20 protein-coding genes and 1 riboswitch are annotated in these 21,065 nt (G+C 65.5%); of the genes, 9 read left to right on the forward strand and 11 right to left on the reverse strand.

Going from position 1 to position 21,065, the window contains the following annotated elements; translation table 11 throughout:
* Positions 1-257: 257 nt before the first annotated feature.
* A riboswitch (cobalamin riboswitch) is annotated at positions 258-466 on the reverse strand.
* 1,706 nt (positions 467-2,172) lie between these two features.
* Positions 2,173-2,523, reverse strand: a complete 351-nt coding sequence (locus D6C00_RS16600) for an iron chelate uptake ABC transporter family permease subunit (RefSeq protein ID WP_125181759.1) — start codon at positions 2,521-2,523, stop codon at positions 2,173-2,175.
* 575 nt (positions 2,524-3,098) lie between these two features.
* Positions 3,099-3,776, reverse strand: coding sequence for a histidinol-phosphatase (locus tag D6C00_RS10995; RefSeq protein WP_125181760.1), 678 nt, complete (start codon positions 3,774-3,776; stop codon positions 3,099-3,101).
* Positions 3,777-4,015: 239 nt separating this feature from the next.
* Between D6C00_RS10995 and D6C00_RS11000 the strand changes: the two genes are divergently transcribed.
* The 4 genes from D6C00_RS11000 to bfr all read left to right on the forward strand — a co-directional run bounded on the left by D6C00_RS11000 (position 4,016) and on the right by bfr (position 7,859).
* On the forward strand, positions 4,016-4,546 hold the full coding sequence (locus tag D6C00_RS11000; protein WP_399360831.1) for an RNA pyrophosphohydrolase: 531 nt from the start codon (positions 4,016-4,018) through the stop codon (positions 4,544-4,546).
* Positions 4,547-4,649: 103 nt separating this feature from the next.
* Positions 4,650-6,917 (forward strand): phosphoenolpyruvate--protein phosphotransferase, encoded by a 2,268-nt coding sequence (ptsP, locus tag D6C00_RS11005; protein WP_125182444.1) that lies wholly within the window; start codon positions 4,650-4,652, stop codon positions 6,915-6,917.
* A 137-nt stretch (positions 6,918-7,054) separates the two neighbouring features.
* On the forward strand, positions 7,055-7,273 hold the full coding sequence (locus D6C00_RS11010) for a (2Fe-2S)-binding protein (protein WP_125181762.1): 219 nt from the start codon (positions 7,055-7,057) through the stop codon (positions 7,271-7,273).
* Positions 7,274-7,394: 121 nt separating this feature from the next.
* Positions 7,395-7,859, forward strand: a complete 465-nt coding sequence (gene bfr / locus D6C00_RS11015; RefSeq protein WP_125181763.1) for a bacterioferritin — start codon at positions 7,395-7,397, stop codon at positions 7,857-7,859.
* An 88-nt stretch (positions 7,860-7,947) separates the two neighbouring features.
* Here the strand turns inward: bfr and D6C00_RS11020 are convergent, their stop codons facing one another.
* The 7 genes from D6C00_RS11020 to D6C00_RS11050 all read right to left on the reverse strand — a co-directional run bounded on the left by D6C00_RS11020 (position 7,948) and on the right by D6C00_RS11050 (position 14,066).
* Positions 7,948-8,709: a PepSY domain-containing protein gene (locus D6C00_RS11020; RefSeq protein WP_158675397.1), complete on the reverse strand. Its 762-nt coding sequence runs from the start codon at positions 8,707-8,709 to the stop codon at positions 7,948-7,950.
* Between the two features lie 8 nt (positions 8,710-8,717).
* Positions 8,718-9,254: an FMN-binding protein gene (locus D6C00_RS11025; protein ID WP_125181765.1), complete on the reverse strand. Its 537-nt coding sequence runs from the start codon at positions 9,252-9,254 to the stop codon at positions 8,718-8,720.
* A gap of 82 nt (positions 9,255-9,336) precedes the next feature.
* Positions 9,337-10,542, reverse strand: coding sequence for a porin (locus D6C00_RS11030; protein ID WP_125181766.1), 1,206 nt, complete (start codon positions 10,540-10,542; stop codon positions 9,337-9,339).
* 208 nt (positions 10,543-10,750) lie between these two features.
* Positions 10,751-11,179, reverse strand: coding sequence for a CopD family protein (locus D6C00_RS11035; RefSeq protein ID WP_125181767.1), 429 nt, complete (start codon positions 11,177-11,179; stop codon positions 10,751-10,753).
* Between the two features lie 278 nt (positions 11,180-11,457).
* Positions 11,458-11,967, reverse strand: a complete 510-nt coding sequence (locus D6C00_RS11040; protein WP_241546852.1) for a peroxiredoxin family protein — start codon at positions 11,965-11,967, stop codon at positions 11,458-11,460.
* Positions 11,964-12,638, reverse strand: coding sequence for a DUF4126 domain-containing protein (locus tag D6C00_RS11045; protein ID WP_125181768.1), 675 nt, complete (start codon positions 12,636-12,638; stop codon positions 11,964-11,966). Before D6C00_RS11045 ends, D6C00_RS11040 begins: the two co-directional genes overlap by 4 nt.
* Positions 12,639-12,665: 27 nt before the next feature.
* The gene (locus tag D6C00_RS11050) at positions 12,666-14,066 is read right to left on the reverse strand and encodes a chloride channel protein (RefSeq protein ID WP_206609558.1); all 1,401 of its coding nucleotides are present in this window, start codon (positions 14,064-14,066) and stop codon (positions 12,666-12,668) included.
* A 144-nt stretch (positions 14,067-14,210) separates the two neighbouring features.
* Between D6C00_RS11050 and argC the strand changes: the two genes are divergently transcribed.
* The 5 genes from argC to D6C00_RS11075 all read left to right on the forward strand — a co-directional run bounded on the left by argC (position 14,211) and on the right by D6C00_RS11075 (position 18,169).
* A complete protein-coding gene (argC, locus tag D6C00_RS11055) occupies positions 14,211-15,242 on the forward strand; it encodes an N-acetyl-gamma-glutamyl-phosphate reductase (protein ID WP_125181769.1) in 1,032 nt (343 codons plus the stop codon).
* 1 nt (position 15,243) lies between these two features.
* Complete coding sequence (locus D6C00_RS11060) at positions 15,244-15,990, forward strand: DUF6776 family protein (RefSeq protein ID WP_125181770.1); 747 nt, start codon at positions 15,244-15,246, stop codon at positions 15,988-15,990.
* Complete coding sequence (locus D6C00_RS11065) at positions 15,977-16,423, forward strand: bactofilin family protein (RefSeq protein WP_125181771.1); 447 nt, start codon at positions 15,977-15,979, stop codon at positions 16,421-16,423. The genes D6C00_RS11060 and D6C00_RS11065 overlap by 14 nt, the downstream gene beginning before the upstream one ends.
* Positions 16,424-16,487: 64 nt before the next feature.
* Entirely contained in the window at positions 16,488-16,850 is a 363-nt protein-coding gene (gene erpA, locus D6C00_RS11070) for an iron-sulfur cluster insertion protein ErpA (RefSeq protein ID WP_125181772.1), read from the forward strand.
* Positions 16,851-17,023: 173 nt separating this feature from the next.
* On the forward strand, positions 17,024-18,169 hold the full coding sequence (locus tag D6C00_RS11075; RefSeq protein WP_125181773.1) for a citrate synthase: 1,146 nt from the start codon (positions 17,024-17,026) through the stop codon (positions 18,167-18,169).
* A 117-nt stretch (positions 18,170-18,286) separates the two neighbouring features.
* Here D6C00_RS11075 and D6C00_RS11080 read toward each other — a convergent pair whose 3' ends face one another.
* Both D6C00_RS11080 and D6C00_RS11085 read right to left on the reverse strand, forming a co-directional pair.
* Positions 18,287-19,426, reverse strand: a complete 1,140-nt coding sequence (locus D6C00_RS11080; RefSeq protein ID WP_125181774.1) for an anhydro-N-acetylmuramic acid kinase — start codon at positions 19,424-19,426, stop codon at positions 18,287-18,289.
* Between the two features lie 36 nt (positions 19,427-19,462).
* The gene (locus D6C00_RS11085) at positions 19,463-20,998 is read right to left on the reverse strand and encodes an OapA family protein (protein WP_125181775.1); all 1,536 of its coding nucleotides are present in this window, start codon (positions 20,996-20,998) and stop codon (positions 19,463-19,465) included.
* Positions 20,999-21,065: the final 67 nt, after the last annotated feature.

Consider the following 21,065-nt stretch of genomic DNA (forward strand, 5'->3'; position numbering starts at 1 on the left):
CCTGATCGGCGGTCTGGCAGTCCGCGTGGCGGTCACGATGACCTGGTGCATGACTTCCGAGCGGCCGCTTAACTCGGCTGGCGAGGTGTGAACCGAGAGCGGCAGGATCGCTTGGCCCGCGAGCGTGTTTCTGAACATCGATTCCCCAACGCAACCGCCCGGTTCCGCGTGCGGAATTGATTATAGTTGAACGGCCAGGAGAAGGGGCGTCTGCGTGGGGGAGGGGGTGCGCCAGCGGGCACCGCCTCCGATCGTGCCACCTGGGAATACCTCAGGCGGTCTCCGGGTCGCGGCGGGTTTCACTCGAACATGGCCGCCTTCCCACCGCGTACGGTGGCACTGTGAAAATGTCTTGATCGCCTACCGTTGCGGGGGCAGCGCCGGGACTGGAATCGGCGATTAGCAACACGCTTCCGTTTCAGTGTCTGAGTGTTCAGCGACGTGAACCTGCGGATTTCAAGGGCCGGCCGGAACTTTTTACGCGGCGACCCACTGCCCGGTGTCAGCCGGGCCGGCGATTGACGGGCCCGGATGGTGGCGCGTAGAATGACATACTGTGGATGTAAGGATAGTTGCAACAATGAGCCGGAATGCCCCCGAGCGTTCCAGCTGGATCCCTTAATCTGCCGCTTCCACGGCCGTTCTCATGGCGTTACTGCGCGGCCGCACGCTCGGATTGCCATCTGGGAGAGGCTGCGTGCGACCGCCCGACGGTGGCTCTGGTACATTCTATTGTGCGGTCGGTGTGATGAGGACGCCGGCCGAGTGCCGGCACGGCGGAAACCGTTGAAATGCCTTTCTGAGGAAGGCGGAGATTCGACGTATGCTGCGCCAGGAGGCATGCGGGAGGACTACTGCGTATCTTTCCTACCGCCTCCTTCGACGAGCCTTGCCTATATCAGTCTTCCGATCCAACCACCTGGGCGTGAGCTGCGGCTTTTCCGATTAATCCGCCCAAGCCCGGCTGGGATTCCTGTCCAGGCTTCAGGGCCGCCGATATACGAACGCCGACATGCCGTGCCCGGCAACCGCCGGCGCGTGGTGGCCGCGCTGTTCGGGTGGGCTGTTGGCTCGGTGGCGATGCGCCACGGATGAACACGGATGGAGAACAGGATATGATCAACAGCATTATGTAAGCCGCGAATGAACGCGAATCAACGCATATTTAAGAACAGCAAATAACTTCAATGAAAACCTGATCGATACTCCTCCGTTCATTCCGCGCAAAGCGGGACTGTGGCAATCCAGAAGGTTCAGGGCCCATGCATGGACGTAGTCGCCTTCAGCCGCGCGCCAGGCCGCCTCCCGTGAGCAGGATGTTAGAGGTTCCCGGGAACCAGACCGGCTCCGGCCACCTGCGACAGATCGGCAGCTGTAGAAGCGGCTAGGGTCGAGTCAGTGAACAGCTCAGCGAACCGGTCCCTCTTGCAGGCAGTCCCATCCGGCATCCGCAGCAGGGGCATGATAGCAGAAGGTGCAGCAGTTGATGTCTGGAGCCCCAGACAGGGCGGCTTGCTCGGCTGTCCACGGCGGTTGGCGAATCCGCTGCAGCACATCGAGCTGACGGCGAGACTCGAGATGATTGGTCTGCTCACTCCAGCAGAGCCACGGCCGGGTCCTGCGCCAGCAGGGTGGGAGGCCAGGCGCCGGCGTTCGCGCCGGGACAGAGTCTGGATGTTGGTTCTGCCAGTCCCAGCGGTCCAGTCATCCAGCAGCCGGTCGATGCGTTTCGCGCTCCGCCACGGGACTTCCCACTGCCAGCCGCCCCAGATTGCGGACTAGGTCCAAGCTGCTGACTCGCGAAGCTGCATGGGAAAAGGGGTATGGTGTTGTATGTCTGAGGCATCAGGCCCAGCCCGCCGGGCCAGCTGTTTGCGCCGGGTCGCGTATCCAGGTCCTTCCGTTCGAGCAGGATGCGTACGGCTTCGGCCGCGCGGCAGCAGGTCGGCCAGGCAGTGCCAGCATGGGCGGTCTTGCTCGAGCCTGTTGGGCCAAGGATGGACAAGCAACTGGGCCCGCCTAGCGAGAGAATCACGGTCCGAGACCAGTCGCCGGCGGCCGATCTCCAGGCCAGACTTGTACGTCTGCAGCAGAACATATGCCGGCCTCTCGTCGCCCCGCGCCTGGCGGGTCACGAAGATAGAGAAACAGGGGCACGCCGCGGAAAGGCAGTTACCACCACGACCGCAGTTGCTTGCGGAGCGAGCAAGTGCGCGCCAGGGTGTCGTCCCGCATCCAGCAGGCCTGCCAACGCAAGTACCGAACAGTTGCAGCGGAAACGCGTGGTTCAAAGGATGCCCAGCAGCGGCGGATCAGGTGCGGGATGACCAGGCCGATGAATCCGATGCTGCCGGCCTGGCTGACCGCCAGTGCCGTGGCCAGGGCCGCCAGCACAAGATCCCCAGCAGGGTGCGGCCGATGCCGGCGCGCCCAGGGTGGTTTGTCGGTGTCTGGCCGAAGCCGCCGCGGTTCAGAGGTGCAGGCCCATCCTGTTGGGCGCTCAGAAGCAGCAGGGCCATCCACGTCCCCCCAGACGCAGGGAGGGCTGGGGGCTCAGTATCGCCCATCAGGCCAAGCACAGCAGCCGTGCACCCGCTCGGCCCGGCGCGGATGGTGAGGCCGGAAGGTGATGATCGCGCCCCAGCCGGCGGGCGACCCCGCTGCCGGTCAGCAAGCAGGCGTGGCTGTAGCCCGCGGTGCAGCCGCCGCCGAGGCTGGACCACCATAAGGGTGGAGACCAGCGCCCCGATGAAGGCCAGCGACTGAACCGCGAAGCCGGACAGGCCCCAGCAGCCGGGGCGCCGAGCGCGCCCACTGCCGCGCGCCGGAGGTGCCCATGACATCGGGGTCGGCCAATCGGATTGGCGCAACAGGCACCCTGCATCAGCATCCCGGCCAGCGCCAGAAGCCGCCGACCTGGAAGGCCAGCAGGGCACGCGGCAGGCGCCGCTCCCAGACAAGGGGTACGCGTCAGTACGGTCCGCGGTGCACACAGGGCATCGAGGGTGGCGGCTGCGGCGAGGGCACACTGCCCCGGTTGCCGGGGCCAGAACAGGGGGCCACGCCCGCTGGCCAGACGATCAGCAGCAGGATCGGTCTTAACGGGACACAGGGGGTACACGCACTCCCGCACGGCTGATGACCGGCCAGCCGCGGGCCAGGCGGTGTGGCGCAGGGTGTCGTCCGGATCGACCGCACGGGTGGGTGACGCGCTCCAGCAGCGGCAGGTCATTGTGCGAATCACTGTAGAACCAGCTCTGACTCAGGTCGGTGTCGTGGGTGGCCAGCCATTGCTCCAGCCGCCTGACCTTGCCGTCCTGGAAGCAGGGGATGTCGTAGCTGTGCCCGGTATAGCGGCCGTCGACCTGCTCCACCTCGGTGGCCAGCAGATGCTCCACGCCGAAACGCTCGGCGATGGGCGCGGTGATGAAGCGGTTGGTGGCGGTGATGATCACCAGGGTGTCGCCCTGGCTGCGGTGCCGCGCCAGCAGGTCGCGGGCGGCCGGCAGCATGATGGGTGCGATCAGCTCGCGGATGAAGGTCTCGCGCCACTGGTGCAGCCGCTCGGGCGGGTGTTCGGCCAGCGGTCTGAGGGAGAAGGCCAGGAAGGCCTGGATGTCCAGGTTGCCGGCCTGGTACTGCTGGTAGAAACGGTGATTCTCCTGTTCGTAATGATCGGCGTCGACGATGCCGTTCTCGACCAGAAACCGGCCCCAGAGATAGTCGCTGTCGCCGCCCAGCAGGGTGTTGTCGAGATCGAACAGGGCCAGTCCCACCGGGAACTCCTTGTGTTGTCGGGATGGATGCAGGGTGTCCTGCCAGCGGGCATTCTACTGGATGCGGGCGGGAAACCGCATCCGCCGGGCGCGCCATCTCCAGGGCGGGGATATATAATAGCCAGTAATTACATACTCTTATGCCGGGCGCAGGCGCGGTGGGAGGCGGGTGATTTGCCGCCCGCCCGGGCTTTGTGTGAAAATACAAATGTCGGAAATTCTGCCTTGAAGGTATGCAAGTGGTTGATCCGGATGGATATCGTCCCAATGTCGGCATCATCCTGAGTAATCGGGAGGGTGAGCTGTTGTGGGCCCGCCGCCTGGGTCAGAACGCCTGGCAGTTCCCCCAGGGCGGGATCCGTACCGACGAGACCCCCGAGGAGGCCCTGTACCGCGAGCTGCACGAAGAGGTCGGCCTGTCGCCGCTGCATGTGGAGATCATCGGCGCGACCCGCGGCTGGCTGCGCTACCGGTTGCCCGACCGTTACATCCGCCGACATTCGCGTCCCCTGTGCATCGGCCAGAAGCAGGTCTGGTTCCTGCTGCGACTGCTGGGCGAGGAGGGCGATGTGCGGCTCAACGCCACCGACCATCCCGAGTTCGACGACTGGCGCTGGGTCGATTACTGGCGGCCGCTGCACGAGGTGGTGCCGTTCAAGCGCGGGGTGTACAAGCGCGCCCTGCGCGAACTGGCGCCGCTGTTGTTCCCCGGCGGTGCACCGCCCGCGCCGCGCAACCGGCATCGTCTCGGTTCCCAGTCCCGGCGTTGAAGCGCAATCCCCGTGTGCCGCAGGGCCGTTAGCGCAATGACACGGTTCTGGGCATAATCCCCGTACCATTCTGATGAAGGCCTGAGGCATGCCGCCAGCCGATATGTTCGACAGCCTGCGCCGGATCATCCAGGCGGTGAATGCGGCGCCGGATCTGAATACCGCACTCAATATCATTGTCCAGCGGGTCAAGCAGACCATCGGGGCCGACGTGGCCTCGGTGTATTTCCGCGATGCCGACGGCCAGCTGGTGCTGATGGCCACCGACGGCCTCAACCCGGCCGCCGTGGGCATGGTCCGGCTCGATGACGGCGAAGGCCTGGTCGGGCTGGTGGTGGAGCGCGCCGAGCCGGTCAATCTGGAGGACGGCCCGGCCCATCCGCGCTACCGCTATGTCACCGAGACCGAGGAGGAGCCCTTCCACGGCTTTCTCGGCGTGCCCATCATCCAGCACCGCCGGGTGCTGGGCGTACTGGTGGTGCGGCAGCGGGCGGTGCGTCGCTTTGCCGAGACCGAGGAGACCTTCCTGGTCACCCTGGCCGCCCAGCTGGCCGGTGCCATTTCGCACGCCGACGCCTCCGGCGGGGTGACCCGGCTGCTGCAGGAGGTCGGTGGTACGGCCTTTACCCTCAAGGGCCTGTCGGGTTCGCCGGGACTGGCGCTGGGCCATGCCCTGGTGGTCTATCCGCCGGCCAACCTGGAGGCCATTCCGGATCATGCCATTCCACCGGAGGCGGTGGCGGTGGAGCAGGATCGCTTCCGCCAGGCGCTGAGCGATGTGGAAGCCGACATCCGGGACCTGTCCCGGCGCATGAGTGCCTCGCTGCCGGCCGAGGACCTGGCGCTGTTCGACGCCCTGCTGCTGATGCTTTCCAGCGATACCCTGGTCGGGCCCACCCTGCGCCGCATCGGTGAGGGGAACTGGGCCCCGGGCGCCCTGCGCGAGACCATCCGCGACCATGTGAAGATCTTCGATGCCATGGAGGACGCCTACCTGCGCGAGCGGGGCGAGGACGTGCGCGATCTGGGCCGGCGCATCCTGATGCGGCTGCAGTCGGACCAGCCCAGCGTGCGGGTCGTCAATGAACCGACCATCCTGGTCGGGGAGGAGGTCACCGCCTCGCATCTCGCGGAGGTGCCGACGCAGTACCTGGCCGGCATCGTTTCGGCCCGTGGCTCGAGTTCCTCGCACGTGGCCATCCTGGCGCACGCCCTGGGCATCCCGGCGGTGATGGGCGTGGACCAGCTGCCGGTCAACCGGCTGGATGAACAGAGCCTGGTCATCGACGGCTACCGCGGTCAGGTCTATGTCAAACCCTCCGGCCACATGCTGGAGGAGTTCGAACGTCTGGTCGGGGAAGAGGCCGAGCTGACCGCCGGCCTGGAGGAACTGGCCGCGCTGCCGGCGCTCACGCTCGATGGTGTGCACGTGCCGCTCTACGTCAACACCGGCCTGCTGTCGGACATCTCGCCCTCGCTGCGCAGCGGCGCCGACGGCGTGGGCCTGTACCGGACCGAGATTCCCTTCCTGATCCGCGATGGCTTCCCCGGCGAGGAGGAGCAGGTGCAGATCTATCGCCAGGTGCTGGAGGGCTTCGCCCCGCGCCCGGTGACCCTGCGCACCCTGGATGTGGGCGGTGACAAGGCGCTGCCCTATTTCCCCATCCACGAGGACAATCCCTTCCTGGGTTGGCGCGGCATCCGGCTGATGCTCGACCATCCGGAGATCTTCCTCACCCAGCTGCGGGCCGTGCTCCGGGCCAGCTGCGGCCTGAACAATCTGCGCCTGATGCTGCCCATGATCAGCGACGTGGGCGAGGTCGATGAGGCGCTGGAACTGATCCGCCGGGCCCACACCGAGCTGGCCGAGGAGGGAATCGCGGTCGACCTGCCGCAGGTCGGAGTGATGATCGAGGTGCCCTCGGTGATCTACCAGATCCCGCAGCTGGCCAGGCGGGTGGACTTCTTCTCCGTCGGCACCAATGACCTGACCCAGTATCTGCTGGCGGTGGATCGCAACAACGCCAAGGTGGCCGAACTCTACAACAGCCTGCACCCGGCGGTGCTGCAGGCCCTGGCCCAGATCGTGGACGAGGCCCACGGCAGCGGGCGCGAGGTCAGCGTGTGCGGCGAGATGGCCGGCGACCCCGCCGCCGCCCTGATCCTGCTGGGTCTGGGGGTGGACAGCCTGAGTATGAGTGTCGGCTCGATCGCGCGGGTCAAGGCCGTGATCCGGGCCTTCAGCCTGGGCCGGGCGCGGGAGCTTGCCGCGAACGCGCTGGGGATGGAGAAGGCTGTGGCGGTGCGCTCTCTGCTCAATAATGCCCTGGAAGAAGCCGGACTGGGCGGCCTGGTGCGCGCCGGGAAATAAGTAATGTACTGATTATAAATGAATTGCATTTTCGGAAATGACAGCCACAAGAAAAAGCAATAAAAGGATTGCGAATCATTATCGTTTAGACTAGGATTTGGCTCATGAACTGAATCCGACCGGTGAGGGCCCGATCCATGTACGTCTGCCTGTGCAAGAACATTACCTCCAGCCAGATCCGCAACGCCGTCGAGACCGGCCGCGCCGGTTGCCTGCGCAGCCTGGCCCGTGAACTGGGCGTGGCGACCCAGTGCGGCAAGTGCGCCCGCTGCGCCCGCGAGGTGGTCGACAGCTGTACCCGCGACACCGTCGCCGCTCCCACTGCTGTTGCCGCACAGGTCCAGCACGCGCTCTGACTCTGCTGCCGGGCCGGCTGTGCCAGCCATGAGTTCCCTCCCTCCCTGCCGGCAGGGTTGCATGCCGTGCCGTTTGCGACTATTCCTGTACCCGTCTTGAAAAAACCAGCAAGGACATCCCATGAAAGGCGACGACCAGGTCATCAGCTATCTCAACAAGGCACTGAAGAACGAGCTGACTGCGATCAATCAGTACTTTCTGCATGCCCGCATGTACGAGAACTGGGGACTGAACAGGCTCAACGAACACGAGTACGGCGAGTCCATCGACGAGATGAAGCACGCCGATGCGCTGATCAAGCGGATTCTGTTCCTGGAGGGGCTGCCGAATCTGCAGGACCTGGGCAAGCTGCACATCGGTGAGAACGTGCGGGAGATGCTGGAGTGCGACCTCAGGCTCGAGCAGGAGGCCGTGCCGCTGCTGCGCGAGGCCATCGCCCATTGCGAGCAGACCAGCGACTATGTCAGCCGCGAGCTGTTCGAATCCATTCTCGAAAGCGAGGAGGAGCACATCGACTGGCTCGAGACTCAGCTGGAACTGATGGGGAAGGTGGGCGAGCAGAACTACCTGCAATCGATGATGTGAGACACAGGCCGGGTCCAGCCGGGCAACAGTTTTATGGCGGCGCCATGTCCGTGCTTCCCATCTATTGCGGGACGCGCTTTGCTTTCACCTAACGCCGACGCCTGAGCCAGATCAGGCTGCCGCTCAGCGCCAGGGCGATGAGCAGGACCGCCGCAATATCCATGACCAGATAACCGTGCCGGCCCAGGATGCGGCCGCTGTGCAGGTCCAGCAGCACCCGCTCTACCGGCAGCACTTCGCCGCGATAGTGCTCGACCAGTTCCTCGTACAGCTTGTCGGGCAGGGTGTCGGCCTGCGTCCATGTCACCGTGTCGGGATCGCCTTCCCAGTGCCGCCAGCGGATGAAATCCGCATCCGGCTGGTAATAGGCATGACCGCCTTCCACCACCAGGGCGCCGTCGCTGTCCAGCCCGAGCCGGCGCATCCCTGACGGCACACCCTCGGAGCCGCCCAGGCGTTCCACCAGTTCCCCGTCGCCCATGAGCAGCAGAATCTCGCGGTCCACCGCGACCACGACCAGGTCACCGACGCGCAGCGCGCCGATCAGACCTTCGTGCTCCCCTTCGAGTTCATGCAGATTGTGATACAGGTGCCGGCCGAACAGGGTGATGTGATCCCCCTCCAACGCGTAACTGGTATAGCGCTCGGGCGCTTCGATACCGTACCAGTCAAGCACCCAGTCGTTGTGTACGTGGCGGCTGTCGAAGGCAAAGCGTTCGGTGTGGTTGAGCAGCAGGCCGGTCACGGCCAGGATCAGCACGAACAGGGCTGCCGTCAGGCCGATATAACGATGCCAGACATAGAGCGATTTGAGCTTGAGACGCTGGTGCCGGCGATGCTGACGGGACATGGTGCTGATCAGTCCTGTGTGTCGTCCCGGATCCATTGATCCAGGTACAGGGCCAGACGGGCGAGTTTGGTCACGGCGCGTACGGACAGGGTGGCGCCGGAGATGTTGTCGATGTGCCGGTCCAGTTTGTGGCCCTCGTTCAGCCGGGCCTGGTCGAACTGGTCGGTGAAGAATTCGTGCCGGACTTCCCAGCCGCGGCTTTCGCGGAAGATCAGGACCCGCAGGGCCTCGATCCGCCCGGCGTTGACCAGGATGCCGGTGGTGATGGGCAGGTCCTTGCCGATTTCATCCAGGATCCAGGCGCTGCGCCCGTCCTTGTGCCAGTAGCGGATGCGCAGGCTGGGATAGCGGTGACCGAGGATGTCCTTCACGGTTTCGCGTACCTCTCCGCGCAGCCAGACCACGTCGGGTTCGGGCACGCCGTCCGGGAACTGCTGCTCCAGGAAGGCCTCCGGCGTCTGGTATACCGTCTCGCCGCCGGCGGGCAGCAGTGTCGGCCAGGACAGGAACAGCAGGGTCAGTAATGGCAGTAGTGATCTCGGCATAGGTTATTACTGTCACTGAAAAAAAGCGGGGCACACTGTGCCCCGTAGACATTTCTGGATAAGAGAGAATACCGTCCGGGCCTCAGAATTGGTATCCCACCCCCAGGTTGAAGCCGTCCTGGTCCTGACCGTTGTCGTTGTCCTGCATCTGGTAGTCGGCCTTGAGCACAACGTCGGGATGCGGCCAGAAGTTCACGCCCACATCGACCTGGGTCATTTCGCTCTGGCTGCTGTTCCCGGCCCGGTTGTCCCATTCATTGTAGCGGGCGAACAGACCCCATTTTTCATTCAACCTGAAGGAAGGCTCGATGTACCAGCCGAACTGTTCATCCGCGCCGACTGTTTCCGGTCCGCTGCCGTCCAGGTCCCAGCGGGCGTAGAGGGCGCGCAGACCGAAGGGACCCTTGCTGTAGATGCCGTGGGCCTCGAACAGGTTGGCACTGCCGGCGTTGGCCACGCTGCCCTGGGTGATGTCGGTCTGGTGCTGGAGGGTGGTGGCCAGTTCCAGGCCCGGCATGCCGGTGTACTTCAGCCGGCCGGTGTAGGCCAGGTCGCTGGCATCGGCCTCGGCGGATTTCTGCCGGCCGCCGCGTACGGCGAAGCTGGTGGCGTCGGTGATCCTCAGGCCCTCGTGCACGCCCAGATCATAGCTGAAGCCCTGGCCCAGTTCGCCGGACAGGCCGGCACCGGCGGCCCACCAGGTGGTGGGAATGATGTTCTTTTCGATCGGATTGCGCTCCACCCCGTAGAAGGTGTTGGGCTCGTGGGTCTCGTTCAGGATGCCCACCGGCAGCAGGAACACGCCGGCCTTGGCCCGGTGGTAATCGTTCAGATCCATCTCCACGTAGGCCTGCTCCAGCTCGACCTCGCCGGGCTGGCCCTCACCGGCCAGGGCGTGCTCTATCTCCAGTTCGGTGAACAGACGGATGTTGTCGCTGAACTGGTGGTTCACGAACAGGACGAAACGGTGGAAATCCAGTTCGTCCTTGTCGGAGGCGCCGCCGCTGCCATCCAGGTTGTTGTAGTGCAGTTCGCCATAGCCGCCGATCTGGGTGGTTTCCGCCCAGGTGGCGCCACCGCCGGTGCCGCCGCCGGATTCCACCGCCTCGACCGCGGCATCGGCCTTCATGTCGGTGTCCTCGACCCGGGCCTTCAGTTCCTGGATCTGTTTCTGCTGCTGCTGGATGATGCGCCACATCTCCTCGGCGCTGGGCATATCCTGGGCCAGGGCGGTCTGGCCGCCGGCGAGGAGGGCGCCGATGGACAGGGCAAGAGTGGATCGTTTCATGACGTATTAACTCCCTGATTTTTCCGATGTGTTGGTGGCTGATGAGATTCAGATACGGATTCTATAACTAAACAAAAACTAAATGCAAATCGTTATTATTCATAATAAGGAATGACCGGCGCGGGCTCATGGATGTTGCTGAAAAACCGAGTGATTTTGAGGGGGGTGCGGCGCCGGCGTCAGAGCCGGCACCGGGAGCCGGCCAATCTCAGAAGGGGCGGACGACGGCCAGCAGGATTACGGCGATCAGGATCAGGGCGGGAACCTCGTTGAACCAGCGGTAATAGACGTGGGAGTGGGGATTGCGGTCTTTACGGAAGGCGCGGACCTTCTGCCAGCACAGAAAGTGGTACCAGATCAGCCCGGCGACCAGCACCAGCTTGATCGGCAGCCACAGGCTGGCGGTGAGGGTGGGCAGATGATAGGCGAACAGCAGCCAGAACCCGAACACGGCCGTGACCACCGCGCCGAGGGTCATGATGGCGAACAGCTTGCGTTCCATTACCTTGAAGCGTTCATTGCCCGCGGTGTCTTCCGCCGGCAGATCGGCGTGATACACGAACAGCCGCGGCAGATAGAACAGCCCGGCGAACCAGGTGACCATGAAGATGACGTGGAAGGCCTTGATCCAGAGCATTACGGTTAACCGTTTAGAGGAAGTGAGGAGTGAGGAGGAAAGACTGCTTCTACCCGCGCCCCTGTCCGCTTGTTGATAAACCTCTGATTATCACCCATTCCGTCATTCCCGCGAAAGCGGGAATCCAGGTGTTTCGGAGGCATGGATGCCCGCCTCCGCGGGCATGACGAATAAATTCAGGCTGCATACCGGGATAAGCACAGCGTTCCCGGCAACTGCCGGGCACGGCCGCCGGTGCCGGCAACGGGCCTTGCGGCCCTTATTCCGGCCTACGGGTTTTATGCATCACGTCCCCAGCATCCCCTCGATCTGTGTCCGCACCTTCGCCATGTCCATCTCGCCCAGCTTGTGGCGCACGATGCGCCCCTGCGGTGTATCAGGAAGGAGGTCGGGGTGACATTGACGTTGCCGAAGGCGCGCGCCGCCTCACCTTCGATGTCCAGGGCGATCCTGTAGGGCAGGTTGCGCGCCTCGCGCATGGCGACCACGTGGTTGGGCGGGTCATAGGCCATGGCGATGGCCAGGATGGTCAGTCCGTCCGGGCCATAATCCTCGTGCAGTTCGATCAGGTGCGGGATCTCCTTGACGCAGCCGGGACAGTCGGTGGCCCAGAAGGTCACCAGTACCGGCTGGCCGCGCAGCCCGGCCAGCGACAGCTGCTCGCCGTCCAGCGTGGTCACGCTCAGGGCCGGCGCCGGCTTCTGGCCGCCGGGGGCCAGCCAGATGAAGGCCAGCAGGCCGATCAGACCGATGACCGCTATGCCGATGAGAATGTCCTTGGTTTTCATGGGTCGTGTTTGTCCTCCTGCCGTAGCAGTCCGGGTGGGTCCAGGGGTTGCGGTGGCGGCGCCTGCTCCGCCCTGCGTCCGGTGAGCAGGTTGGCGAAAAATCTCAGCACCCGGCGGATGCCACGCCACAGTTTCGGCAGCAACCAGATCATGGCCAGGATAAAGACAAGCAACAGGGCCAGAAAGATCCAGGGATGATTCAGCGCTGTCCACAGACCGGCGATAACGAGCACATCCTCGCCGATGGAGGCGGCCCAGTTGCTGAAGGGCTCGGGCGAGGTGTTGATCAGCACCCGCGAGCCGGCCTTGGTGGCGTGGCTGCCGGCCGCCAGGGTGCCGCCGAGGAGGCCGGCGGCGATCTGCGCGGCCTGGCTGACATCGCCCACCGCCCCGGCGGCCAGGATGGCGCCGGCCGGGATGCGGATGAAGGTATGGATGCAGTCCCAGCCGGTGTCCACCCCCGGGGTCTTGTCGGCGAAGAACTCCACACAGTACATGAAGCCGGCCGCGGCCAGCACCAGCGGATCGGCCAGCACCTGCAGGTCCGGCGGCAGGTCCATGTGCCCGGTCATGCCCATGTAGCCGAGCATGAAGATGGCGGCATACAGGTTGATGCCGCTGGCCCAGGCCACGCCCATGGTGAGCGCAATGGTTTGTACGATGGGGTCCATGTCGTCGCCGTCAGCTCGTCCGGGCCATTATAACGGTCTGTCCGCGCCGGGTCGCGCCGAGGCGAGAAACTGCTCGGCCAGGGCCCGGTACAGGGGCTGCGGACACAGCACGCGGGAGACGGCATAGGCGATGAAGGCGGTAGCCATCAGCGGCAGCAGCAGGTCGGTGTTGTCGGTCATCTCCATGATGATGACGAAGGCGGTGATGGGCGTCTGGACCACGCCGGTGAAATAGGCCGTCATGCCCAGGATGATGACGGCGGCGGCGGGAAAGCCCGGCAGCCAGTCCGCCAGCCCGGCGCCGACGCCGGCGCCGGCGGCCAGCGAGGGCGCGAAGATGCCGCCCGGGATGCCGCTCAGATAGGATACCCAGGTCGCCAGCATCTTCAGCCCGGCGAAGCCGGCGCCGGGGTCGCCACTTTCGGTGATGATGGCCTGGGCCTGGTCGTAGCCGGTGCCGTAGGTGCTGCCGCCGGCCAGTATGCCGATGCCGGCGATCAGCAGGCCGCAGCCCAGCGCCAGGAAATAGGGGTGACGCCGGGCCAGGCCGGCCAACCGCCGGGTGCTCCACAGCAGCAGCTGGGAGAAGCCCCCGCCCAAGGCCCCGCCGATCACGCCGCAGGCCAGGATGGGGATCAGCATCTCGCCCGGCGCGAGCAGGGCGGCGCTGGTGCCGAAGTAGGTATAGTTGCCCTGGATGGCCACGGCCGTGATGCCGGCCAGGAACACCGCCGTGAGCAGGGTGCCGCTGGTGCGCTCCTCGAACGAGCGGCCCATTTCCTCGATGGCGAACAGGATCCCGGCCAGCGGGGTGTTGAAGGCCGCCGCGATGCCGGCCGCCCCGCCGGCCAGGATCAGGCCCCGGTCCATATAATGGTGAGGGAAGCGGGCGAAGCGGCCCAGCGAGAACATGATGGCCGCGCCGATATGCACGGTCGGGCCCTCGCGGCCGATGGAGGCGCCGCTGAGCATGCCCAGCCAGCACAGGCCGATCTTGGACAACGCGATGCGGAAGGACAGCAGCCGGTTGCGGTTGTTGTGGTCGGTCAGGCTCAGCGCGGCGATGGCCTGCGGAATACCGCTGCCGCGTGCCTCGGGTACGAAGCGGCGGGTCAGCCAGACGATCAGCAGCAGGCCCAGCGGCGTGACCAGCAGGGGCAGCCAGGCACTGCGTTCCGCCACCTGAACGCTGAACAGGTGGTTGGCCCATTCGGTGCCGTAGGCGAACAGGGTGGCGAGCAGACCGACCAGCACCGCACCGCTCCAGAACAGGATGCGGACCTTCCAGACGTCGGGCGAGAGCAGGCGGCGGCCGGAGCGACGAATTCGTTGCAGCATGGGATGACTGGGTTCGCTGTGCCCGCGGCCGCGACGGGCCGTGTCAGACCCGCGGACGATGGCCGGGTGCAGCAGGCGGGTAAATTTCATACCATGCTAACCACGCCGGGCGGCATCGGCAAGGTTATTGCTTGGATGTTGGTGGGCGCCGATCGGTTGGCGCCAGAGCATGCCGCCTCGTTCAACACGGGATGGTGACGGAATCCGGGCCACAGGCCCACAGGAAGAGGTGACATGATCAAGGTTGGAGTCGTAGGTGGTACCGGGTACACGGGCGTGGAGTTGCTGCGGCTGCTGGCCGCGCATCCCGGGGTGGCGCTGCAGGCGGTGACCTCGCGCGGCGAGGCGGGGCGGCATGTGGCCGACCTGTTCCCGAACCTGCGCGGCCACCTGGACCTGGTGTTCACCCCGCCGGACGCGTCCGATCTGCATGCCTGCGACCTGGTCTTTTTCGCCACCCCCAACGGTACCGCCATGCAGCTGGTGCCCGGACTGCTGGCCGCAGGGGTGAAGGTCATCGATCTGGCCGCCGATTTCCGGCTCAGGGATCCGGACGAATGGGAGCACTGGTATGGCATGCCGCACGCCTGCCCCGAACTGCTGGCCGAAGCCGTCTACGGCCTGCCCGAGGTCAACCGCGAGGCCATCCGCGCTGCCCGCCTGGTGGCCAATCCGGGCTGTTATCCCACCGCGGTGCAGCTGGGGTTCCTGCCGCTGCTGGAGCAGGGCCTGGTCGACCCCGGCAATCTCATCGCCGATACCAAGTCCGGCGTCAGCGGCGCCGGGCGCAAGGCCGCCGTCGGCACCCTGCTGGCCGAGGCCAGCGAGAACATGAAGGCCTATGGCGTGGCCGGGCACCGGCATCAGCCCGAGATCCGTCAGGGCCTGCGCGCGGCCACGCGGCAGCCGGTGGAGCTGACCTTCGTGCCGCACCTGACGCCCATGATCCGAGGCATCCATGCCACCCTGTATGCGCGGCTCACGGCCACGGGCGAGGATCTGCAGTCGCTGTTCGAGCAGCGCTACGCCGACGAGCCCTTCGTGGATGTCATGCCGCTGGGGGCGCATCCGGAGACGCGCAGCGTGCGTGGCGCCAACCACTGCCGCCTGGCCGTGCACCGGCCCCGTGACGGCCACACGGTGGTGGTGTTGTCGGTGATCGACAATCTGGTCAAGGGCGCGGCCGGCCAGGCGGTGCAGAACATGAATCTGATGTTCGGGCTCGACGAGACCGCGGGCCTGGCGGCCGCGGCCCTGCTGCCCTAGGATGCTGCCCGGCGGCTCGACCGAGGTCCTGATCCTGCGGCGCTGGACGGTGCGCCTGGCGCTGCTTGTGACCCTGTTCCTGGTTCTGGCCGGGGGCTGGCTGCTATACACCTGGGGTGGGGCGCATTCCCGGGACGCGCTGACCCGGCTGCGGCTGGAGCGCGATACCCTGCAGGAACGGGTGCAGGTGCTCGAGCAGCGCAACAGCGAGCTGCAGCGCCAGTTCGCCGCCGCCGAACGGGCCCGGCAGATCGACCAGCAGGCCTATACCGATTACCGGCGCAGCCGGACGGAGCTGGAACAGACCATCAGCGCGCTGCGCGAGGAGTTGAGCTTCTACCGCGGCATCATGGCGCCGGAGCGCGAGATCGAGGGCATCCATGCGCAGGATTTCGGCCTCACGCCCGGGCTGGGGCCGAGAGCCTATCGGTTCCGGCTGGTGATGGTGCAGATCGGCAGCAACGATCAGCTCGTCGAGGGCGAAATCGAACTCAGGGTCAGGGGTATCCGGGACGGCACGGCGACAGCCTATGACCATGCCAGCCTGTCCCCCGATCCGGAAGCGGCCGCGTCCATCCGCTACCGCTACCGCTATTTTCAGGTCATCGAAGGCAACTGGACCCTGCCGGAGGGCTTCGCGGCCCGCGAGGTGGAGGTCCGGGCGCAACCCCGGGGCGGAGGCGAGGCGCACAGCTGGACCTTTGCCTGGACACCCGCAACAGAGGAGAACGCCGATGTGGGGGAATAAACGCAAGCACCAGAGCGGACGGATCGATACCCTGGTGGGACAGGATACGGTCATGACGGGCGATCTGCGCTTTTCCGGCGGGCTGCACGTGGATGGCAGCATCGTCGGCAACGTCATCAGTGAAGGCGAGAACGAGGCCGTGCTGATGCTCAGCGAGCGCGGCCGGATTCAGGGCGAAGTGCGGGTGCCGAACGTGGTGCTCAACGGTCAGGTGGAAGGCGACGTGCATGCCAGCGGGCGCATCGAGCTGGGCCAGCATGCCCGCGTGACCGGCAATGTCTACTACCACCTGCTGGAGATGGCGATGGGGGCCGAGGTCAATGGCAACCTGGTCCACCAGGGCGCCAAGGTGCCGGCTGTGGCCAAGAAACCTGTTGATTCGCAAGGAAAAGACTTGTCGCCGCCACAGTTGGCCGCCCAGGACAATTCTTGACTGTCATGCTCAGGAACTGCATAATGCGCAGCAGTTCCGAAAAACGCTTCAATGGAGTTCGAGCATGAGCGAAAACGCAGCAGTCCAAACCGAGGAATCCCCGCTGATCTTCACCGAGGCAGCGGCGCTGAAGGTCAAGGGCCTCATCGACGAGGAGGACAACCCGAACCTGAAGTTGCGCGTCTTCATTTCCGGCGGCGGCTGCTCGGGTTTCCAGTACGGCTTCACCTTCGACGAGGAGATCAAGGACGGCGACACCACGGTCGAGCAGTCCGGCGTGACCCTGCTGGTCGACCCGATGAGCTATCAGTATCTCGTCGGTGCCGAGATCGATTACAAGGAAGACCTCAACGGGGCCCAGTTCGTCATCCGCAACCCCAATGCGACCACGACCTGCGGCTGCGGTTCTTCCTTCTCCCCGTCCTGATACGGACCGTTTCTCCTGCCCGCAAAAGGGGTGCCCAAGGGCACCCCTTTTGCATTTGCGCCCCATCCGTCATTGCGGGCGCAGCGCGGCAATCTCATAATGCAGCATTTTCCCGCCGGAGATTGCCGCGCTGCGCCCGCAGACGGCCTGACGGCTGAAGCAGGGGATGAGCCATGAGTGAATATCTGCCCGGACTGGAAGGGGTGCCCGCCACCAAGTCCAATATTTCCGACCTCGATGGCAGCAGGGGCATCCTGACCTATCGCGGCTACGAGATCAGTGATCTGGCCCGCTACAGCAATTTCGAGGAGACCGCGCTGCTGCTGCTCGACGGCCGGTTGCCGACCGCGGCCGAGCTGGAGGAGTTCGACCGGCGCCTGCGCAACAACCGCCCGGTCAAGTACAACATCCGTGAGATCATGAAATACCTGCCCGCCACGGGGCATCCCATGGAGATGCTGCAGGCTTCGGTGGCGGCGCTCGCCATGTTCTACCCGGCCGAGGAGAATCTGGGTGGCGACGATACGGACTACATCCATAACATGTCTGTGAAGATTCTCGCACGCATGGCCACCCTGGTGGCGATGTGGGAGCACCTGCGCGCCGGCTATGATCCCATCCCGCCGCGCAAGGATCTGGGTTATGCCGAAAACCTGCTGTACATGTTCACCGGCGAGGAGCCCGACCCGCTGCTGGCACGGATCATGGACGCCTCGCTCATCCTGCATGCCGAGCACACCATCAACGCCTCCACCTTCGCCGCCCTGGTGGCCGGTTCCACCCTGACCAACCCCTACCTGGTGGTGGCCGCGGCCATCGGCACCCTGGCCGGGCCGCTGCATGGCGGGGCCAACCAGCGGGTGCTGGAAATGCTCCAGGAGATCGGCCGGCCGGAAAACGCCCGGGCCTGGCTGGAGCGACAGTTGGCGGAGAAGCGCAGGATCTGGGGGATGGGCCACCGCGAATACAAGGTCAAGGACCCGCGCGCCACCATCCTGCAGAACATGATGCTGGAGCTGATGAAGGAGCGCGGCGGCCAGATCAGCCCGCTGTTCGAGACTGCAGTGGCGCTGGAGGAGGCTGCGGCGGAGAAGCTCGGACCCAAGGGTGTATACCCGAACGTGGACTACTATTCCGGCATTCTGTACTCGGAAATGGGCATTCCCGGCGACCAGTTCACCTCCATCTTTGCCGTGGCCCGCTGTGCCGGCTGGCTGGCCCACTGGCGCGAACAGCTCAAGGACAACCGCATCTTCCGGCCCACCCAGGTATATATCGGAGAAGCGCCCCGGGCGTATGTATCCATTGAGGAGCGGTGATGCGGGATCCGGTTCTTGATACAGGTTGCAGGATACAAGCGTGCAGGCCGGGATAAGCGTAGCGTTTCCGGCATCTCCGGTCGGTCGGATGCAATGCCGGAAACGGGTCTGCGGCCCTTATTCCGGCTTACTGTCTTCCCCGCAGCCGGTCGTCCCCGGATAGACGCCGCCCAGGATCCGCTTCCCCGCCGCGCCGGTGACAGCGGGCACGTTTCCCGGTTTACCTTCCAGGGCCTTTTGTGCCAGCCAGGCAAAGGCCACTGCCTCCACCCATTCGGCCGCCAGGCCGTAATCATCGGAAACACTGAGTTTCACCGCCGGCAACCGGGCGCCGATGCGCTGCAGCAGGTCCGGGTTGTAGGCCCCGCCGCCGCAGACAATCAGTTCCGTCGTGCCCTGCGCCTCGCGTTCGATGGCCACGGCGATGCTGGCGGCAGTCAATTCCGCCAGGGTGGCCTGGACGGCTTCCGGCTCGAGCTCGAAGCCGCGCAGCCGGTCCTGCAGCCAGGTGCTGTTGAAGTGTTCGCGACCGGTGCTCTTGGGCGGGGGCAGGGTGAAATAGGGATCGGCCAGCAGGGCAGCCAGGAGTTCCTCGCTCACACTGCCACTGGCCGCCCAGGCCCCGTCGCGGTCATAGGGTTGGCCCAGCTGCTGCTGGATCCAGGCGTCGAGCAGGACATTGCCGGGCCCGGTATCGAAACCGGTCACCGCGGCCTCCTCGCTGCCCGGCAGGAGGGTGAGGTTGGCCATGCCGCCGATATTGACCACCGCGCGGGCCTGCTCCGCGCGGGTGAACAGGGCGGCATGGAAGGCCGGTACCAGGGGCGCACCCTGGCCGCCGGCGGCCAGGTCGCGGCGGCGGAAGTCGGCTACAGTGGTGATGCCGGTACGTTCGGCAATCAGGTTGGGGTCGCCGATCTGGAGGCTGAAGGGGGTCTCGCCCGTCGGGCGGTGCAGCACGGTCAGACCGTGGCTGCCGATGGCGGCGACCCGGCCGGGCTCCAGGCCTGCCTGGTCGCACACGCCGGTCGCAGCCTCGGCGAACAGCCGGCCGAGGCGATGGTCCAGCTCGCCGAAGCGGTCCAGCAGGTCGGTCCCGGTGGCCTGGATCAGGGCCAGTAGTTCGGAGCGCAGCTCACGGGTAAAGGGTGTGGTACGGGCGGCAAGCAGTTCCACCCGGCCGGGAGGGAAGCGCACGACCGCGGCATCGATGCCGTCCAGGCTGGTGCCCGACATCAGGCCGATGAAGGTGTCCATAGATCCCCCGTGGGGAGCTGTGCGGTGACGGCGCCCTTATTCCTGTGAGTTGTTCAAGGCCACCTGGCTCGAGGATCCGGGCACGGCAAGCTCCAGTTCGGCCAGCAGCTGCTTGGCCGTGGATTCAAAGTCCTTGCGGTAACGGGCCTCGATCGGCTCGGCGGCGGGCAGTTCCACGGTCAGCGGATTGCGGTGCACACCGGCGACGCGGAATTCGTAGTGCAGATGCGGGCCGGTGGCCAGTCCTGACTTGCCGATATAGCCGATGACCTGGCCCTGCTGTACCCGGCTGCCGTTCTTCAGGCCGCGGGCGTGACGCGACATGTGCGCGTACAGGGTGCTGTAGCGGGTACCGTGCTGCAGGATGACGGTGCGGCCGTAGCCGCCCTTGGTGCCCTGGAAGATGATCTTGCCGCTGCCTGTGGCCTTGATCGGGGTGCCGTAGGGCGCGGCGTAGTCCACGCCCTTGTGGGCGCGGATGCGGTTGAGCACCGGGTGCTTGCGCTTGAGGTTGAAGCGCGAGCTGATGCGCGAGAAGGCCACCGGGGTGCGCAGGAAGGCCTTGCGCATGCTGCGGCCGTCCGGGGCGTAGTAATCGCTCCGGCCCTCGGCGGTGGTGTAGCGCACCGCCCGGTAGGTGCGGCCCTGGTTGACGAATTCCGCGGCCAGGATCTCGCCGGTGCCGATCTTCTCGCCCTCCAGGTAGAGTTCCTCGTAGAGTACGCTGAAGCGGTCGCCCTTGCGGATGTCCAGGGCGAAATCGATGTCCCAGCCGAAAATACCTGCCAGTTCCATAATAAGGTTGTCGTTCAGTCCGGCGCGTTGGCCGGACAGGAACAGGGAGCTGTCGATCTCGGCCGCAGCCGTGACCTGGCTGCGCTGCGGCTCCCGCACCACTTCGCGCGCCTCGAAGCCGGCAGCGTCATCGGTGCGGGTGACCAGCAGGGCATGCATGCGGTCGTACTCGTAGCGCAGGGCCTGGATGCCCTGGTCCGCGTCGATGCGCACCTGCAGCTTCTCGCCCGGATGGATGCGGGTCAGACGCCGGGTTTCCTCGGACAGGTGGATGATCTCGTGCAGGCTGCGCGGGCTGAGATCGAGACGGTCAAAGATACGGGCCAGGCTGTCCCCGGCATTGACGGTGACCTCGCGCCAGGGAAGCGCCTCGGCCTGCTGCGTCGGAATATCGTCGCTGGTGGCCGGGGCTGCAGCGTCCGGTACGACGCTGTCCACTGCGGCCGCCGGCGCGCTTCGGGCGCCGGGAGCGGGATCGGTTGCCTCGCCAGTGGTCGTTTCGGGTGCCGGGGCCGGCTGCTGGCCTGGCAGCGCGATGATTTCCTGCTCATACAGGCTGTCGAGGGCCTGCGTGGCAGCTGCTTGCCCGGTGGTCTCGGCCTGGCGCGAGTCCAGGGTGGCCGAGGCCTGTTCAGGCGCGGAAGTGTAGAGAAAGACTGCCGAAACCGCGACGGCACCCAGCACCAGCCAGTGCAGGGGATGGAGGCGTCGGCCGGTGCCGCGCCCCGGTTCCAGCACGGACTTGTAGTCCTTCTTGATGACGGATGAGTAGGTCACGGAATTTCCTTATAATTTGCCAAATAAAACTTAACCGGGATCGGGGCCGGCGTCAATGGCCGGTATC

It is taken from the genome of Thiohalobacter thiocyanaticus, from assembly GCF_003932505.1.
GTDB classification, from domain to species: domain Bacteria; phylum Pseudomonadota; class Gammaproteobacteria; order Thiohalobacterales; family Thiohalobacteraceae; genus Thiohalobacter; species Thiohalobacter thiocyanaticus.

What these genes read in the sequence shown, in the direction of transcription:
- ptsP (WP_125182444.1), top strand. Translation starts at nt 4,650, where the DNA reads ATGTTCGACAGCCTGCGCCGGATCATCCAGGCGGTGAATGCGGCGCCG.
- D6C00_RS11010 (WP_125181762.1), top strand. Translation starts at nt 7,055, where the DNA reads ATGTACGTCTGCCTGTGCAAGAACATTACCTCCAGCCAGATCCGCAAC.
- bfr (WP_125181763.1), top strand. Translation starts at nt 7,395, where the DNA reads ATGAAAGGCGACGACCAGGTCATCAGCTATCTCAACAAGGCACTGAAG.
- D6C00_RS11020 (WP_158675397.1), bottom strand. Translation starts at nt 8,709, where the DNA reads ATGTCCCGTCAGCATCGCCGGCACCAGCGTCTCAAGCTCAAATCGCTC.
- D6C00_RS11025 (WP_125181765.1), bottom strand. Translation starts at nt 9,254, where the DNA reads ATGCCGAGATCACTACTGCCATTACTGACCCTGCTGTTCCTGTCCTGG.
- D6C00_RS11030 (WP_125181766.1), bottom strand. Translation starts at nt 10,542, where the DNA reads ATGAAACGATCCACTCTTGCCCTGTCCATCGGCGCCCTCCTCGCCGGC.
- D6C00_RS11035 (WP_125181767.1), bottom strand. Translation starts at nt 11,179, where the DNA reads ATGCTCTGGATCAAGGCCTTCCACGTCATCTTCATGGTCACCTGGTTC.
- D6C00_RS11040 (WP_241546852.1), bottom strand. Translation starts at nt 11,967, where the DNA reads ATGAAAACCAAGGACATTCTCATCGGCATAGCGGTCATCGGTCTGATC.
- D6C00_RS11045 (WP_125181768.1), bottom strand. Translation starts at nt 12,638, where the DNA reads ATGGACCCCATCGTACAAACCATTGCGCTCACCATGGGCGTGGCCTGG.
- D6C00_RS11050 (WP_206609558.1), bottom strand. Translation starts at nt 14,066, where the DNA reads ATGAAATTTACCCGCCTGCTGCACCCGGCCATCGTCCGCGGGTCTGAC.
- argC (WP_125181769.1), top strand. Translation starts at nt 14,211, where the DNA reads ATGATCAAGGTTGGAGTCGTAGGTGGTACCGGGTACACGGGCGTGGAG.
- D6C00_RS11060 (WP_125181770.1), top strand. Translation starts at nt 15,244, where the DNA reads ATGCTGCCCGGCGGCTCGACCGAGGTCCTGATCCTGCGGCGCTGGACG.
- D6C00_RS11065 (WP_125181771.1), top strand. Translation starts at nt 15,977, where the DNA reads ATGTGGGGGAATAAACGCAAGCACCAGAGCGGACGGATCGATACCCTG.
- erpA (WP_125181772.1), top strand. Translation starts at nt 16,488, where the DNA reads ATGAGCGAAAACGCAGCAGTCCAAACCGAGGAATCCCCGCTGATCTTC.
- D6C00_RS11075 (WP_125181773.1), top strand. Translation starts at nt 17,024, where the DNA reads ATGAGTGAATATCTGCCCGGACTGGAAGGGGTGCCCGCCACCAAGTCC.
- D6C00_RS11080 (WP_125181774.1), bottom strand. Translation starts at nt 19,426, where the DNA reads ATGGACACCTTCATCGGCCTGATGTCGGGCACCAGCCTGGACGGCATC.